Raw genomic sequence first — 14,764 nt, 5'->3', positions numbered from 1 at the left:
CGAATTCAACTGAACGGTCATTGACGCTGCGTCTCTTTTCCTATCGGCGTAGTGCCCTTGCAGTTCGGGTACTGCGAGCATGACCAGAACGGACCAGATTTTCCCTTACGCTTGATCATTGATGCATTGCAAATGGGGCAGGTCGGCCCGGCTTTGATCGGTATCGACAAGGTGAGCGATCCACAGTGTTTGACCAATTGCGCAATCCAGTTCGCCTGCTTGGCGACGAACGTATCCAAGGTCAGGCGTCCTGCTTCGATCTCGTCCAGAGCTTGTTCCCAAACCGCGGTCATACCTGGATCTGCGACGGCGGCCGGCACCGCCTCGATCAGCGTATGGGCTGTAGCGGAGGCCGTTAAGGCACGTTTTTTCTTCAGCAAATAACCGCGATCAATCAACCCCTTGATGATGCCGGCTCGCGTGGCTTCGGTACCGATACCGGTAGTGTCCCGAAGTTTCTGTTTCAGTCGTGGGTCGGTGACCAGCTTGGCGACGTTTTTCATGGCCTTGATCAGATCACCCTCGGTGAAAGGTTTGGGAGCGGTGGTACGCATGGGCTTGAGTTCGACGTCGTCCACTGCGCACTTAGTACCCTGCTGTAAAACCGGTAAGACTTGGGACGTGTGACCGGGCTCATCCTCCTCGGTGTTTTCGCAGAGTAAGCCTTTCCAGCCCTGGACCAGGATCTGTTTGCCAACAGCGATCAAACGTTCTTCGCCACATTCCAGCTCGACCTGGGTTCGGTCAAACTCATGATGCGGCAGAAATTGCACGAGGTAGTGGCTACGAATCAGTTCGTAGACTTGGCGTTCTTGTTCAGACATCCGCGCCAAGTTTGCCGGCTCGGTGGTGGGAATGATGCCGTGGTGCGCGGTGACCTTGGCATCGCTCCACACGCGGGAGCGCAATGATCGATTGAGACTCCCGAATGCAGGTCTGAGTGCCGGATCCGTTTCGAGCAGGGCGTCGAGTACTGCGGGTGCCTCGTTGAACATACTCTCTGGCAAATAGCGGCAATCGCTGCGCGGGTAGGTGGTGGCCTTGTGGGTTTCATACAGAGCTTGGGCGATGTTCAGCGTTTCCTGGACGCCGAGCCCCAGCTTACGCGAGCAGACCTCCTGCAACGTGCTCAGGTCGAAGGGCAGGGGTGGTGCTTCGCGGGAATGTTCAGTCTGCAACGAGAGCACCGTGGCGGACTTACAGTTGTTGATTGTCTGGACCGCATGATGGGCAAGTGTGTGCTGCAGGCAACGGCCCGCCTCGTCCCGCCCTGAGCGTGGCGGTAACCAAGATGCGATGAATCGCTGACCCATCGACGATAGGAACACTTCAATGTTCCAGTAAGGTACCGGGACGAAGCCGGCAATCGCACGATCCCGATCAACTACCAAACGTAAGGTGGGTGTCTGGACGCGCCCCACTGACAAAACGCCGTCGTAGCCTGCCCGGCGACCAAGAAGGGTAAACAAACGACTGAGGTTCATGCCGATCAGCCAGTCGGCACGGCTGCGGGCGAGGGCCGAGTGATAGAACGGGAAAGTCTCCTGACCGGACTTCAGCGCGGACAGGGCTTTGCGAATCGACGCCTCGTTGAGTGCGGATAACCAGAGGCGCTCGACAGGACCACGATAGTTGCAGAGCTCTAGTAACTCACGGGCAATCATTTCACCTTCGCGATCGGCGTCGGTGGCGATGACGACGGTGGTAGCGTTACCGAGCAGGCGTTTGATGACTTTGAATTGTGCTGCGGTCTTGGGCTTGACCTCAACCTGCCATTGCGCGGGAATGATCGGTAGATGATTCAATGACCAAGATTTGTACTGATCACCATAAGATTCAGGTGGGGCTGTCTCTAGCAGGTGGCCAATACACCAGGTGACGGTGGAGTCGGGTCCGATCAGGCAACCATCACTACGCCCGGTGGCCCCGAGTACTTTGGCGATGTCACGACCCTGGGAAGGTTTTTCGCATAGAAAGAGGCGCATAGAACTGCTCCGGATTGAGTTCAGAGCAGCGTTGTTGGAAATAGCAGTGGCGAGATACGAGAAACCTGAATGGCAGGTTCCTCATATTTAGACGGTGAGGAAGGCTTGTATGGTCTGAGGTTTCTGTCTGGTTGTTATCTGGATAACAGGATGGGCCTCACGAGCAGCCAGTAATAACTGGCCAGCAACTTCACGCAAGGCGCAATTTTTATGCCTGAAGACTTTCAGGCCGTAGGTGGTTGCCCTCTGCGTTTCTTGGGTTTCGACGCAGGTGAGCCGGCTGGCTCTGTATTTTGAGAGGCCGCCGATTCGCTCGAGCGTTCCCGCATGACCACGCTATACACCCGGTGAGGCAGGATGCCAACTCGACGGGCCTCGATCTTGAAGGTCACCCGCGCGTTATCTTCGCTGTCCTCCCACTCATCGCGCGCGGTACGACCTTCAACCAGCACGCGCATGCCTTTCTGGTACAGCGTGCACCAGTGTTCGGCCTCACGGTGCCAGAGCTCAACAGGGGCCCAATAGCCCCCTCGATCTTCATAGCTGCCCTCACGTGGCACAGGATTGTCGAAATACACATTTAGCCGTAGTAAGCGCCGTGGTTCGTCATTGCCTGAAGCGAACTCCTGGAACTCTGGCGCACTGCCAATATTGCCTTCGCCGACGAAAAAAGTACTCATCGTGATATCTCCACTGCGGGGGTGAACTGGCGCAGTAACCGTTCGGCACTGGCCATCTTGATTGCACAGGTCGAGGCCTGGCGGTAGAGCGAATGCACCACGCTCATCTGTAGGTTCAGTGCAATGCGATCGCATTCGAAACGGTGCAATCTCTCGCGCACGCCCTGCGGCAGGGCTCTGTTGCAGACCTGACGCTCCCAGACTGCAACCCCCATACGGGCGAAATCACGCGTGCGCCAACGCAAAAATGTGCTGCCCGCGCTGGTGTTCTGCAGCACCAATCGGATATCCAGCAGTGAGTAAGGAGGCTGTCCGGCTTGCTGCACCACAGCCTCCATCAGGTGACATAACTGCGCCTCGATTTCCCTCGCCAGCTGCGCCAAGTGCTCCAACTCCCCCTTACCCTTAAAAGGTTTTAAAAGGCCTTTTAGTGAGGCAGCGTGTTCGAGCTGCCGATAGGCATCGGATGTCAACGCTTCGAGGTTCATCGGTTGAGCCGGGTTCATGGGCTTCATGCGTCGTCCTCCGGCTTATCAACTGTCGCAGAGGGCTCGTTCGCATCCTCTGTCAACGCGTCAGCCTCATCCTCTACCACAGCACCACGACGAACGATTGGGGGCGCGAACTGGGAACGGCGATGGCCCTCAAGGATGTCCATGGGCGGCATACCTAATTTATCGACGGCTGCCAGGGCGCGAGCGTTGTTCGCCGCCATGTCATCGCGTGTGACACCCGCATTCCGATAACGCTGCGCCTGGCCGAACAGGCTGCGCAGCAGATGGGCCCCGTCATCGATCCAGGCTTCCATGTCCCTGCGACCGATCAAAGCGGTGTGATGAGACAACAGGGTCCGGCGCACCAGAGTGTCGTAATCGGTCAGTAGGTAGACTGCTAGAAAACCCAGCTGGCTGCCGATGTACAGCGGCAAAGTCACAGGGTGGATGTTGAGGTTGTCGCTCATATCGATCTGTGTCGGCAGGTCCTGTCTGATTCGATCCAGCTGTTGGGTCAATTCCAGCATCCCAGCTTTAGCCTGCATCAGCTTCTCTTCTAGTTGCACCATGGCCCAGTCGGCATAGGGGTCGTCCTGGGCTGCGGTTTGTTTGATCAGGTTGGTGACACTGATGTAGCCGGCCATACCCATGATCGAGTGGACGCCTTCACGTGCAGCCCGACCCTGCCAGATACGGGCGGCATGGTGAGTGTGCAGGGTCAGGGTGATGCTGCTGCGCAATGAACCCAGATTGAGTTGATAGTGATCGGCCATGGTGTTGTCCTCGCATTCGCTTGGGCGGGAACGTTGCGACAGATGAGGGGCAAGGGCAGTCAAAAAGCTGAATGCGGTCTGTTCGGTTTGGTTTAAGGGGCTACTATGAAGACCTCAATGGATTTGATGCCAGTGGCATCAAATCCATTGACGTCTACGTTCATGGGAGGCGATGTCCCGGCCTTTCCCTAAGAATTTCCTAGTTTGGTCCGACGTGTTCGTAGAGTGGAACTCCATAGATTTGATGCTACTGGCATCAAATCTACTGACGTCCACCGCGTTTGCCGCGCAGTTGGCGCAGCTCATTCAGGCACGCTTGAGCAAGGGCAGACACGGGTTCGCCCTGTTTTCGAATGGGGCGCGAGGGTGGTGGTGCAGGCGGTTCTGCAATGGGTGACGGTTCGGCCTGACCTGCCCAAGGACGAAAGTCGCCGTTCAGTGCGCGCTGGATCAGACCCATCAGATACGCCGCTGGCTTGCGGATTCCACCGGCCGCACAGCGTGCTCCCGCTTCGTTGAGCACTGCCTGCCGATCCGCGGGTTTGAGCTTGTTCAGCGCCACCGCGACGGCCTGACGCTCGCTTGGGCTCAGATGCAGCGCAGCGGGCCAGTGCAGGTTATCCACCGCTGAGGTCGCGCGCGGTACTGTACAAATACTTTCTTTTAATACAGTACAGGCGGCGTTCGGATTCCGAACAGCGCGGGAAACATTGGCGTTCAGCCCCGGTTCGGAATCCGAACTAGGGCCTGTACGATTCCGAACGAGGGCACCTTCCCCCCGTTCGGAATCGTACAGAGAGGTATCGGCTGCCGGATCCAATCCTTGCTGCGCCCAAAGTTCGCCCCAGCTGTCGAGCCGTGTCGGTAGTCGACCCTGATCGATATCGGTGTCCTGGCGGATTTCTTCCACAATGTGCTGCGCGACAATACGCACCGCCTTGGTCGCATGACCGAGGGCATGTCCGACCAGCGCCAGGTAATCCTGATCCAGTTCGATGGCTTCGGCGGGGGTTAACGGCTCATCGTGCAGAACGTACAGCGAACCTTGAAGACGTCCGCTGAGCTGATCGCGTCCGCGACTCACCAAACTGAGCCAACGCGTCAACCTGAGCATCGTCAACACCCGAGCAATGGTTTCACGGGAGGCTGACGCACCGTAGGGCACGCTTGACAGGTAAGGCTGCAAATCCTCATAGCGCGGCGTGACCACGCCTTGGCCTTGGAGCATGAGTCGAAATACCTGCCAGGCATTACGTTCCAATGGTGTCAGCCGATGATCCAACAGCAGGCGACGTGGCACGACTTCGTGAGGTTGGCCGCTGAACAGAAAGCCAGCTTGCAGGGCCTGGTTGGAGGGTTGTTCAGTGGTAGGGCGTACGGGCCAGCGTTCACTCAGCTGCAGGGTGCATTGTTGCAGGACACGCTGCCAACGACTGGAAGGGGCAGTATTCATGTGTTGTTGCTGTACTGGTCAATCTGCCGCCACACGATGGTCAAGCTGATCTGTTGCTCCTCCGCCAGCATCATCATGGCGTCGAGCTGATCCCCGGTACTGTCTTGTGCGCGCAGCTGGCACCATCGCTGCCAGAGTGCATGTTCCTGCGCTTCGCTCAAATGCTGAGGACGGCCCTTACGGATTTCTATCTTGAGCAGACGTCGACGCAGGGCGGTTTCCGAATGCGCCAAGCCAAAGCACTGATACATGATGGTGCTGCTGGCGCCTAGCTTGAGCGCTCGGTTGATCAACCGTTCGTTCTGCTCGTCGCGTTCGGCTTGCTCGATCAAACGATGCAACACCGGCGAGTCAATCTTGACCTCAACCCAGGGTACGGTGGCATAGGCCAGGCGTGACAGGGTGGTGGGTGGTAAGGATTGCAACAGGTAGATGTCGTCTTCATCCAGTCCGAGTGCCTTGCAGCGCTGCAGGTTACCTTGGCGCAGTTCATGCAGCACCTGGGTCAGCATGGCCTGGTTGAGCACATTGAAGGACAGGTTCATGGCAGCTCCTTCGGTGAGTTGTCCTCAGGGGTAAGCGTTAAGTCGATCAGGCGTCGGGCCAGGCGGATCAGACGATACAGCTTGATGAGCAGACCGTCGGGCAGTCGCTCCAGTCCTACGTCCACGGCGGGACGATCTGTAAGCGGAAGTTGATAGATCCCCAACAACAACTGGCCGAACAGCGCTGACGGCAGTTGCTTACGATCTTCCCAGTTGACCTCGTCTTGAGCGCGCAGCAGGGCCAGGAGCAGCAGGTGAACGCCGGCCGCGCGAGGCGTGGCAAGATCAACCCGTTCGATGTCTAGAGCGAAGCCCAAGCCAAGCGGCTGATCAATGATGCTCTCGGGATGTCCAGCATAGGCCGCCATTTCCCGCGCCAGTGTTGCAATGGTGGTTCGCAGTTGTTCGGGACTATCCAGTGCTGGTGCGATGGTCCAGATGTCGTCGATCGCATAGGTGTCGACAGAAGATGTTGCGTCGGTGGCGGTCTCGCGATCGATCTGTTCACGAATCTGTTGAACTCGTGACGGAGGACTGACCGCTGATACGACCTTCGTTTCTGGCGGTGTGAGCGGTTCTTCTCGCGTTGGTTCGGTCTGGGGCCTAGTCTCAGTTGATTTGGGATGGGACTCGGAGGAGGGAGGTCCTGCCGAGGCTTCATCAATGCTCGGCAGATGGATATTCTCCGAGGGCGCGGTGAGGGCAACGCCAGGCGTCGAGACGACCCGTTGAGTATCGCTCAGTTCCAGGGCCAGCATCCGGTAGGACTGTCCGAGCAAGCGGCTCATGCGTTCGAGCAGTTCATCCTGGATCTGCTCAAGATCGAAAGACTCGGGATCGGCATCGAAGTCACTCAGGGTGTCGAGCCAAAATTCGGCGAACACAAGGGGGGCGGTTGGATAACGGTTCCAGGTTCGTTGTGCTTGGCTACGCAGACCGATCAGTCGTTCGATCTGGGGCTTACCCAATCCGGCATACAGGGTTTGTGGAATGGCAGGCAGTAGGTGTTCAAGGGTGTCGAGCATCCGGCTGATGTGCGACTGCGAAATGGGATAACCCCCAGCGGCGAGACGTCGTGCCAGCTCACGTTGCGAGAGCACAGCTCCATCTGCTTCGAGCATAGACTTGAGTTTGAGTACCGCCAAAGCACGTTCGATGAAAGTGAGTTGACCGTGCAGATCACTTTCGACCAGGTGGCCGAGTAGGGCGGTGATTTCACTGGTCCAAGGTCGGAACAGGCAATGAATGTGGAAAAAGCGCTCGTCGCGGGTTTCCTGCCAAAGCTCGCCGAGAATCGCCAAGCGTGTATTACCGCCGTTGCGGATGATGAAGTAGGTTTCTCCCGGGCGACGGGTAATCGGCGGTGGTTGATCCAGCCCACGCTCACGGATCGAGGCCTTGATATCGTCATATAGCGGATTACGGATGAAGCGTGGGTTATGTTCGTAGGGCCGCAACTGTTCCAGAGTGACCAGCATAGGCGTGTCAGTGAGTGGGTCGGACATCCGCTCCACTTCTGGACCCCGAGGGAAGTGGTCCTGGTGCAGCTTGTCGGAGATCTCCTCCTGACTGAGCTTCTTCATCAGAACGTCCTCAATTATCGCCGGCTGCGCAAATGGTCACCGACCTCGAAACTAACGATCTCGGCAGTACCCGAACCTTCGAAATGTTGGGAGAGTTCTGCGAGGAACCAACCCATGGACGAGCGCCCACCCTGTAGGCGAAAGACAACGGTGCAGTACTCCTCGCAAGGTGGGTGGTGTGGTTGAATGGAGGGTGGAACGATGATGGGAAGTTGATCCAACATCAGAAGACTCCTAGCCAGACGGTTGGCCTCAAGGTCGATCAAACACAATGACGGGGTGAGAAATGTCGGCTTGGTGATTCGTCTCATTGAACCTCCACGCATCGGCTCACCGTAGAGATCGCCTCGCGCCACTCCGGAAACAACTCGATGGCCAGCGCCTGCATGGTTTCCAGTGCCGATGGCGAGCGTCGTTCCCGTGACTGGCGCGTTTCGATTCGGTGGGCTGGTAGGCCGAGGGAGGCGGCATTAAGGTAAGCCACTCGGTCTGGAATTACGGTTTCCAGAACCGAGATGTACGTAGCCTCAGCGAAAGTCTTGCGCAGGCCACTGATGATCATCCGTGTGTCTGCCCTAAAGGCATTCACCTGGTTCAGTAACAATCGTAAGGGTGGGGGTGGAATGCCCAGATGACGGAACGGCTCGAGTTCACTCCTCAGCTTCAAGGTTCCGCGGCGCAGTTCGCGGGCGGCGAGCATTTCCGGGGTGATGGGAGAGAGGGCGAGATCGGAAGCTAGGATAGCCATCTCCAGCAGCACGCTACGTGCCCCTTGAGTGTCGATCAACAGCAGATCGTAACTCGGGCGGAAGTCGTCGAGCAGATTGCGCAGCCGTAATCGTCCGTCTGGGGCATGCAGCAGCAAGGTGCTCAATCGGCCTTGATCATCGTTGGAGAAGATCAGGTCGAGCCGTTCGATCACCGTCTTGGAAACAATCTGTGCAGGAGTTGTTAGGTTGAGTGCGAGGAGCTCGTACGCGCCGGCAGCAGCCTTTTGGCTCAATGCGTAATAGCTGGATAGGGTGGGTTGACTGTCCAGATCTAGCAGCAGGACGCGCAGGCCCGCATCTGCGAGAAGGCCGCCGAGGTTGGCGGTCACCGTAGTTTTGCCCACCCCACCTTTGGTAGAGACTACCGATACCACACGCACGACATCAGCCCTGCTGCGCCAAACGGTCGCTGACCCACTGCTCGATCTCCAGCGAGTCCCAGCCGACCGCGCGCAGACCAATGCGTTTGGCTTGAGGAAATTTACCTTCTTTCATCAGATTGTAAATGTGCGCGCGCTTGAAACCGGTTTTCCGCTCCACCTCTTCACGGCGCATGATGTGGCGTTCAAGCTGTGGTACAGGTGCTTCAGCGATGAGAGAGGTGGGACTGGACATAATGGTCACTCCTGGCGCCGATTGGCGTGTGATGGGAAGTGACTCGGATTCAATACCAGAAAAAGAAGTGAGTCATTGCAATGCAAGTGACGTGATTGCACTGCAATGCTCAACCGTTGGCTTTGGCAAGGCTACGTCTGCCAGCTGCAAATTTTTCATCCAGGGAACGTTTACTTAGTCCTGGGACGCCACCATAGTGGCCAGTTATGGAATCGACAATAGAAGCCTGGCTATCGAATATCGAATGCTTTCTCCCCGCCTGAGACGAACCGAGCATGATATTGACCAAGGCTCCAATGACGTTCAAAAAACTGGTTCTGCTGACGTCGCTAAGCTCTTGTTTGTTCTCGGCGAGCCTGCGCAGAGTATCGCGTTCTAATCCTGCAGCTTTTAGCTCTGCAGTCAATGATTGAAGTTTGGCTTCCGTAGCTTTTAACTGTATCTGCAGGGCGTCACGATCCGCCTGTAAAATCAAAAAGGTGCTATGGCGAATTGCTTCTTGGTCAGATGTTGTTTGACTAAAAAGAAATGAAGGTCGCTGGTCTGGATGGTAATAAAGCATCCATCTCTTGAGGTCCGAATGCCTGATGGTCAGTAACCTGGGGTCTACTGGTGTGCCAGGGGGAACTGTAATGCCGAATGCTCCATAGGGGATCTCCTGATTTCTCGCTGCATCTAGAATCTTACCTACCCTTGCATGCAAGCATGGCCATTGGGGAAAGATATTAATGAGCCGATCCGAGTTGTCCCATGCTGACTCAAGAATCTGAGTCTCATGAGATAGCAAATCGCACCAGCGTATTGCCGCTTCGATGGGCCTGTAGAAAAGTTTTTCGACGGCATTCAAATCCGTAGCTTCGTACATGGCGGACGCCTTCTATCCAAGGGCAGGCCGCTAGGTGCTGTCTAAATGCCTAAAACCATGACCTAGGCTTCCGTGCGGTAGCTGTCCTACATGTTTTTGGTGCTTGCAAGTCATCGCTTTGCAGCGAGAAGACTGTTTTTTTGTCCAACGCTCGCCCATTCTCCGCTCCCGATGGCTGTCCGAGCTGAATGACTTGAGCTAAGTCTAGGAGTAACCTCTCTGCAAGATGTTCGTCAAACGCAGACAAATAGCATTTACCGCATTGATTGGCTGTTCTGCGTTGTCGCGTTTATCTATGGCTCTTTGGTTGTGGATAGCAGTTTAGTTTGGTTCGAACGTGAGGTCCCCCTTAATAAGTGCAACAGCTCCTGTCTTTTTAGTGCTGGCTTAGATTGGTTTTCCATTTGCTTAGAGTATTTGAAACACAACAGAGCAGCTGTTCGCTAGTCTCGGCTGCCTTGTTATGCATCGGGCCATGCTTTCTGCCAGCGCGGTGCCGATGACTCTATTTCGACCGGTGGGTCTACCGCCGAGGCGACGCTAGAATCGTCATCTCGCAGCCCGATCACGCAGGAAACTCATCAGTCGACTCACATCAGGGTTCAGTGACTGCTCGCTGCGAAAGGCCAGGTAAAGTTGTCGCACGGCCCAGCGTTCTTTAATTGGCAACATGGTCATGCCACGCGCTGTCACGCTCTTGGACACCGCTGCACGCGGCAACACACTCACCCCATGACCCGCCTCGACCAGACTGAGCACGGCCTCAAAACTGCTGGCCTGCAGGCTGATCTTTAGGCTTCGGCCCCGGGCGGCGGCCAGATCGCTCAATAACCTGAGAATCGCACTGCCCTCATTGGTACCCACGAACGGGCGGTCCAGGATGTCATCCAGGCTGGCCTGATCCTGCTGGTGCAGCGCATGCCCTTGGGGTAGAACCAGTACCAATTGGTCCTTGCGGTAGACGATCTTTTCGATCCCCACGCTGGTGGCATTGTTGGCCACCACGCCAAGGTCAATGTCCCCAGACTGCAGGGCACGGATTATCTCGTCCGACAACCGCTCTTCCAGCTCAAGCTTGACCTCGTTGTAGACGGTTCGATAGGCGTAGAGATCCTTGGGAAGAAACTGCACGATTGCCGAGGTATTGGCCCATAAGCGGATTGTGCCGCGGATGCCCTGAGAAAATTCCGACATCGAGCCCACCAGGCGCTCCGACGCACTGACGATCAATTGGGCGTGCCCGAGCAAAGCATCCCCGGCGGCGGTCAACTCCATTGCACGATGTCGGCGCTCGAACAACGGCATACCGATGACCTGCTCAAGGTCCGTCAATCGACGGCTGACCGCCGAAAGTGTCATGTGGACGCGTTCAGCGGTGATGGTCAGGCTTTTGCTTTGCGCCGTTAGGACAAAAATCCGTAGCGTTAGCAGGTCCAGATTGGAAGGGTTGATCACAATGTCGGTTTCTTGATGAACGGTTAAGGTGAACGCAAGCTCGCACCATAGTGGGTGGAGGGCAGATGGGCTGCGCCGCCGAACAGCTTTTCACGCAGTGTGCCTGTTGCATACGTAGTTTTATAGACGCCTCGCGTCTGCAATTCGGGCACGACCCAGCGAATGAAATCACGCACGCTTTGCGGTGCAACGCTACGAATCAGGTTGAAACCGTCGATGTCCGCTTCCTGCTGCCACGCACACAACTCATCCGCGACTAAACTGCCATCCCCTACCAGCGTCAGGATGCGCGAGCCCAGCGGCATGGCCTCAAGTAGTTTCCTGACCGTCCACACTTTACCCGGGCTGCGTCGGGTGAAGGCTTCCAACGCCGACTGGCCCGCCTCACTGTGCTGATAAACAATCGGTTCATCCAAGTCATAGCGGGAAAAGTCGATACCCACCGTCGATGTCTCCCTGGCAATGTCGATCTCGGTGCAGACTCTGGCGGCGTAGTCCCGGAACGTCGCGCCGGCCTCGGTGAGTGACGCCCCGCGAGTGGAGCGTGCCAACAGCTGCACGCCCAGCTCTGCTTCAAGCCGAGCCAGTCGGCGACTGACGATCGACTTCGACACGCCGAGCCGCAGCGCAGCCTGTGAAATGCCCCCCGCATCAGCCACTTCCACGAAAGTCTGCAGTTCTTCGATATCCATACGTGCGTTCCTCTTTTCGCGACACAGTTAGCCTTGGAATGCTACTACTGCATCGAACATGGGAACAGCACAATGGATTTTCCAGGCAGAGCATCCTTCGTGCGTGCCTGGAATCCATTACCCGCAAGGGCTCCGGCTCTTTCACACACGTGCGTCACCCATAAAAAGGATTTGCCAATGGCAAGCGAGACTCTGCGCAACCCCCACACCGACCAGCTACTGACCCCGGAAAATTCGGCATTGATCATCATCGATTATCAGCCTGTTCAGGTTTCCTCGATCCGCTCGATGCCGCGTGACGAGCTCGTCTTCAACATCACCAGCGTCGCCAGGGCGGCGGTCAACTACAACCTTCCGATCATCCACTCCACCGTCAATGTCGCGACCGGTCGCAACAAGCCGCCGATTCAGGAGCTGCAAGAGGTGCTCGGCCACCTGCCGACCTATGATCGCACCTCAATCAACAGCTGGGAGGACACGGAGTTCAAACAGGCGGTCAAGGCTCTCGGGCGCAAGAAGCTCATCATGACTGCGCTCTGGACCGAAGCGTGCCTGACGTTCCCGGTGCTCGATGCTATCCAGGAAGGCTATGAAGTCTATGTGCCGGTCGATGCGGTTGGTGGCACATCGCTCGCCGCACACGAGGCGGCATTGCGCAGAATGGAACAGGCAGGCGCGAAGCTCATCAGCCGCGTGCAGATGTACTGCGAACTGCAGCGCGACTGGTCGCGAGAAGTGACCGTGCCGGGCTTTATGGGCGTGTTTGCGAACTTCGACGGGTTCCACGCTGAAAAGGCCCTGGAGGAGGCAGGCAAGAAGGCCTGATCAGCGGGCAGTTGATGAAGGTGGCGCTCGCGAAAGCGGGCGTTGCCTTTATTTTTTGCAGTGAATAAGCCCGACCCGCTCGTGCCTCGCAAAACCCTTCTAAGGACGCAAATCCACGCTGATGAATTTGCTGTCGCGCTTCAAAATCTTCGACAGCGGGGAGATTCGTATTGACGGCCAAACATCGCGCACCAGCCAACTGCTGAAGGAGCCCAGGGGTTTTCGAGTGATGTAGCTGGCAGCGATCATCAATGCCAGACCTACATAGATATGCAAAGCATCCCTCGAGAGGTCGATGGCTGTAATGATCCCAAGCTTGAGTGATTTCAGGGTGGAAGTGACCATTGACTGTTTCCTTGTTTTACGTGGCTTAGGTCCACGATAGTTACCCGCGGTTTTACTGGTCGTCACGTTCGATAGTCGGTCCTGAACCGAGCGTTAAACGTTGCGCCAGTATGCGCAGGTGTCCAACAGCCCTACACGGATCGTGTCTCTTTGGCAGGTGCTGAAAAATTTCACTCAGTCGGTACGTGCTCGAACATTGTGAGATTACTGGCTATCCGATTGGCTGTGGATCGAATCAGGTCGCATAGTTCGAAGGCATCCCTCCACGCTCTTGATATGCTTCAAAAACAAGTCCAGAATTAAGTCTTTTCCTGCTTCGGAAAGAAAATAAAACCCTTAGATTTCAATGGGTCGGACGCCAGATGCGAGTCTCGTTTCCCGCTCCAATCTCCTGATTTGTATTCGCTGTATCGTCAATCTGTGGTTATTCGCGCCGCGTTTTGACGCAACTGATCTAGGTAGTTCGCCCATTGTTGGGCAGCCTCTCGGCGTTGCGCCAGCAATTGAGCCCGTGCATACACTGCCCCGAGCGCACCCGGCATTCGGTGGGATAAAGACAGTTCAAGCACGATAGGATCTATACCCAAATGCTCGTGGGCTATGGTCCGGTAGGTGGCGCGAAAGCCGTGGGCAGTAATGTTGTACTCCGGCCAGATACGCTGAAAGGACTTGAGCATGGAGGTCGGGTTTATGGGGCGTCCCGGATAGACCGGCGAGACGAACACCCAGCCTTTGCCTTCTTCATCCACCACGCGGGTTTTATGTAGCTCGCGTAACAGAACCAAGGCTTGTTCAGGCAACGGCACAATGTGTTTGCTCTTGTCCAGATGCTTGGTCTTGCTCACCACATAACGCCAATCGGCGCCCACCAAGTCGACATCTTCCCAGCGCATCTGCACCAGTTCGCCTGGGCGGACCGGCAACACGACCAGCAGGCGCATTGCGGTGGCAACGCTGCCGTCGTTGCAGTCATCAAGGCGTAGAAGAAACCTGCCCAGGTCGGATGGCCTTTCGATCGCCGGGTTGCTGGTCACGATGTGGCGGATCTTCAACTCCTCGATGTTGCTGAGCGCCACGTTGCGCTCCACCCAGCCGCGACCTTCGGCAAAGCCCAGAACGGCACGTATGATGGTGCGCACGCGCCGGGCCATGGCCATGGTGCGCTGGCGACGCAACTCAGTGATGATCGTAGTGATGTGCTCCAACTTGATCTCGCTGATCGGTTTTTTGCCAATGGCAGGCAAGATGTGGTTGTTCAGCGCTCCGTTAAACCCCGAGATGGATTTTGTCACCAGTTCGGCAGACTTGAATGCCAACCATTGCTCGGACACGTAAGCGAAGGTGCGCTCTTCATTGAGCAACTGTGCCTCGATCTTGGCGGTCTTGGCCTTGAGCGGAGCGGTGTGGTTAGCCACGTCGCGGCGTGCGCCGCGGGCAATGTCGCGCGCTTCCTTGAGGCTAATGTCGGGGTAAGCGCCGATGGAGAAGCGGTTTTCCTTCCCATTCAGCCGATACTTCAATCGCCAAACCTTGGAAGGGGATTTGCCGACTTTGCTCGACGCCCTCACCTCCAAGTAGAGGCCAGGAACTTCGCCATCGGCGTGTTTGCCAGGTTCGGTCAGTGAGCGGATCAAGGCATCGCTGAGTTTTCGTTTGAAAACAACCGCATTATCTGGGGGCATCG

The 14,764-nt window shown here is 56.5% G+C and carries 16 protein-coding genes; 1 reads left to right on the top strand and 15 read right to left on the bottom strand.

The window, feature by feature from the left end; all coding sequences use genetic code 11:
• Window positions 1–17 precede the first annotated feature (17 nt).
• The 13 genes from QF043_RS13975 to QF043_RS13915 form a co-directional block, all read right to left on the bottom strand.
• Window positions 18–1,985 (bottom strand): DNA topoisomerase III, encoded by a 1,968-nt coding sequence (locus QF043_RS13975; RefSeq protein ID WP_307418953.1) that lies wholly within the window; start codon window positions 1,983–1,985, stop codon window positions 18–20.
• Between the two features lie 224 nt (window positions 1,986–2,209).
• On the bottom strand, window positions 2,210–2,665 hold the full coding sequence (locus tag QF043_RS13970) for a single-stranded DNA-binding protein (protein WP_307418952.1): 456 nt from the start codon (window positions 2,663–2,665) through the stop codon (window positions 2,210–2,212).
• Window positions 2,662–3,180 (bottom strand): DUF3158 family protein, encoded by a 519-nt coding sequence (locus QF043_RS13965; protein WP_307418951.1) that lies wholly within the window; start codon window positions 3,178–3,180, stop codon window positions 2,662–2,664. The genes QF043_RS13970 and QF043_RS13965 overlap by 4 nt, the downstream gene beginning before the upstream one ends.
• Window positions 3,177–3,932: a PFL_4669 family integrating conjugative element protein gene (locus tag QF043_RS13960; protein ID WP_307418950.1), complete on the bottom strand. Its 756-nt coding sequence runs from the start codon at window positions 3,930–3,932 to the stop codon at window positions 3,177–3,179. Before QF043_RS13960 ends, QF043_RS13965 begins: the two co-directional genes overlap by 4 nt.
• Window positions 3,933–4,194: 262 nt before the next feature.
• A complete protein-coding gene (locus QF043_RS13955) occupies window positions 4,195–5,385 on the bottom strand; it encodes an STY4528 family pathogenicity island replication protein (protein WP_307418949.1) in 1,191 nt (396 codons plus the stop codon).
• Window positions 5,382–5,930: a DUF2857 domain-containing protein gene (locus QF043_RS13950; RefSeq protein WP_307418948.1), complete on the bottom strand. Its 549-nt coding sequence runs from the start codon at window positions 5,928–5,930 to the stop codon at window positions 5,382–5,384. Before QF043_RS13950 ends, QF043_RS13955 begins: the two co-directional genes overlap by 4 nt.
• Entirely contained in the window at window positions 5,927–7,513 is a 1,587-nt protein-coding gene (locus tag QF043_RS13945) for a ParB family protein (RefSeq protein ID WP_307418947.1), read from the bottom strand. The genes QF043_RS13950 and QF043_RS13945 overlap by 4 nt, the downstream gene beginning before the upstream one ends.
• Window positions 7,514–7,527: 14 nt before the next feature.
• Window positions 7,528–7,737 (bottom strand): hypothetical protein, encoded by a 210-nt coding sequence (locus tag QF043_RS13940; RefSeq protein WP_307421388.1) that lies wholly within the window; start codon window positions 7,735–7,737, stop codon window positions 7,528–7,530.
• 83 nt (window positions 7,738–7,820) lie between these two features.
• Window positions 7,821–8,663, bottom strand: a complete 843-nt coding sequence (locus QF043_RS13935; protein ID WP_307418946.1) for a ParA family protein — start codon at window positions 8,661–8,663, stop codon at window positions 7,821–7,823.
• A 4-nt stretch (window positions 8,664–8,667) separates the two neighbouring features.
• Window positions 8,668–8,898 carry an AlpA family transcriptional regulator gene (locus tag QF043_RS13930; RefSeq protein WP_307418945.1) on the bottom strand — a complete coding sequence of 77 codons (231 nt, stop codon included), beginning with the start codon at window positions 8,896–8,898 and terminating at the stop codon, window positions 8,668–8,670.
• A gap of 109 nt (window positions 8,899–9,007) precedes the next feature.
• Window positions 9,008–9,763, bottom strand: coding sequence for a hypothetical protein (locus tag QF043_RS13925; protein WP_307418944.1), 756 nt, complete (start codon window positions 9,761–9,763; stop codon window positions 9,008–9,010).
• 549 nt (window positions 9,764–10,312) lie between these two features.
• Entirely contained in the window at window positions 10,313–11,218 is a 906-nt protein-coding gene (locus QF043_RS13920; protein ID WP_307418943.1) for a LysR family transcriptional regulator, read from the bottom strand.
• A gap of 23 nt (window positions 11,219–11,241) precedes the next feature.
• Window positions 11,242–11,910, bottom strand: a complete 669-nt coding sequence (locus QF043_RS13915; protein WP_307418942.1) for a LysR family transcriptional regulator — start codon at window positions 11,908–11,910, stop codon at window positions 11,242–11,244.
• A gap of 177 nt (window positions 11,911–12,087) precedes the next feature.
• Here QF043_RS13915 and QF043_RS13910 point away from each other — a divergent pair, with 177 nt between their 5' ends.
• A complete protein-coding gene (locus tag QF043_RS13910) occupies window positions 12,088–12,735 on the top strand; it encodes a hydrolase (RefSeq protein ID WP_307418941.1) in 648 nt (215 codons plus the stop codon).
• A 99-nt stretch (window positions 12,736–12,834) separates the two neighbouring features.
• On the opposite strand, the gene QF043_RS13905 is transcribed toward QF043_RS13910, so the two are convergent.
• Together QF043_RS13905 and QF043_RS13900 are read right to left on the bottom strand one after the other, a co-directional pair.
• Window positions 12,835–13,080, bottom strand: a complete 246-nt coding sequence (locus QF043_RS13905; protein ID WP_307418940.1) for a hypothetical protein — start codon at window positions 13,078–13,080, stop codon at window positions 12,835–12,837.
• A gap of 413 nt (window positions 13,081–13,493) precedes the next feature.
• Window positions 13,494–14,762, bottom strand: a complete 1,269-nt coding sequence (locus QF043_RS13900; RefSeq protein ID WP_307421386.1) for a site-specific integrase — start codon at window positions 14,760–14,762, stop codon at window positions 13,494–13,496.
• Window positions 14,763–14,764 lie beyond the last annotated feature (2 nt).

The sequence above is a fragment of the Pseudomonas sp. W3I7 genome, from assembly GCF_030816095.1.
GTDB classification, from domain to species: domain Bacteria; phylum Pseudomonadota; class Gammaproteobacteria; order Pseudomonadales; family Pseudomonadaceae; genus Aquipseudomonas; species Aquipseudomonas salomonii.
This window is presented reverse-complemented; position numbering and strand designations above follow the sequence as displayed.

What these genes read in the sequence shown, in the direction of transcription:
- QF043_RS13975 (WP_307418953.1), bottom strand. Translation starts at nt 1,985, where the DNA reads ATGCGCCTCTTTCTATGCGAAAAACCTTCCCAGGGTCGTGACATCGCC.
- QF043_RS13970 (WP_307418952.1), bottom strand. Translation starts at nt 2,665, where the DNA reads ATGAGTACTTTTTTCGTCGGCGAAGGCAATATTGGCAGTGCGCCAGAG.
- QF043_RS13965 (WP_307418951.1), bottom strand. Translation starts at nt 3,180, where the DNA reads ATGAAGCCCATGAACCCGGCTCAACCGATGAACCTCGAAGCGTTGACA.
- QF043_RS13960 (WP_307418950.1), bottom strand. Translation starts at nt 3,932, where the DNA reads ATGGCCGATCACTATCAACTCAATCTGGGTTCATTGCGCAGCAGCATC.
- QF043_RS13955 (WP_307418949.1), bottom strand. Translation starts at nt 5,385, where the DNA reads ATGAATACTGCCCCTTCCAGTCGTTGGCAGCGTGTCCTGCAACAATGC.
- QF043_RS13950 (WP_307418948.1), bottom strand. Translation starts at nt 5,930, where the DNA reads ATGAACCTGTCCTTCAATGTGCTCAACCAGGCCATGCTGACCCAGGTG.
- QF043_RS13945 (WP_307418947.1), bottom strand. Translation starts at nt 7,513, where the DNA reads ATGAAGAAGCTCAGTCAGGAGGAGATCTCCGACAAGCTGCACCAGGAC.
- QF043_RS13940 (WP_307421388.1), bottom strand. Translation starts at nt 7,737, where the DNA reads ATGTTGGATCAACTTCCCATCATCGTTCCACCCTCCATTCAACCACAC.
- QF043_RS13930 (WP_307418945.1), bottom strand. Translation starts at nt 8,898, where the DNA reads ATGTCCAGTCCCACCTCTCTCATCGCTGAAGCACCTGTACCACAGCTT.
- QF043_RS13925 (WP_307418944.1), bottom strand. Translation starts at nt 9,763, where the DNA reads ATGTACGAAGCTACGGATTTGAATGCCGTCGAAAAACTTTTCTACAGG.
- QF043_RS13915 (WP_307418942.1), bottom strand. Translation starts at nt 11,910, where the DNA reads ATGGATATCGAAGAACTGCAGACTTTCGTGGAAGTGGCTGATGCGGGG.
- QF043_RS13910 (WP_307418941.1), top strand. Translation starts at nt 12,088, where the DNA reads ATGGCAAGCGAGACTCTGCGCAACCCCCACACCGACCAGCTACTGACC.
- QF043_RS13905 (WP_307418940.1), bottom strand. Translation starts at nt 13,080, where the DNA reads ATGGTCACTTCCACCCTGAAATCACTCAAGCTTGGGATCATTACAGCC.
- QF043_RS13900 (WP_307421386.1), bottom strand. Translation starts at nt 14,762, where the DNA reads ATGCCCCCAGATAATGCGGTTGTTTTCAAACGAAAACTCAGCGATGCC.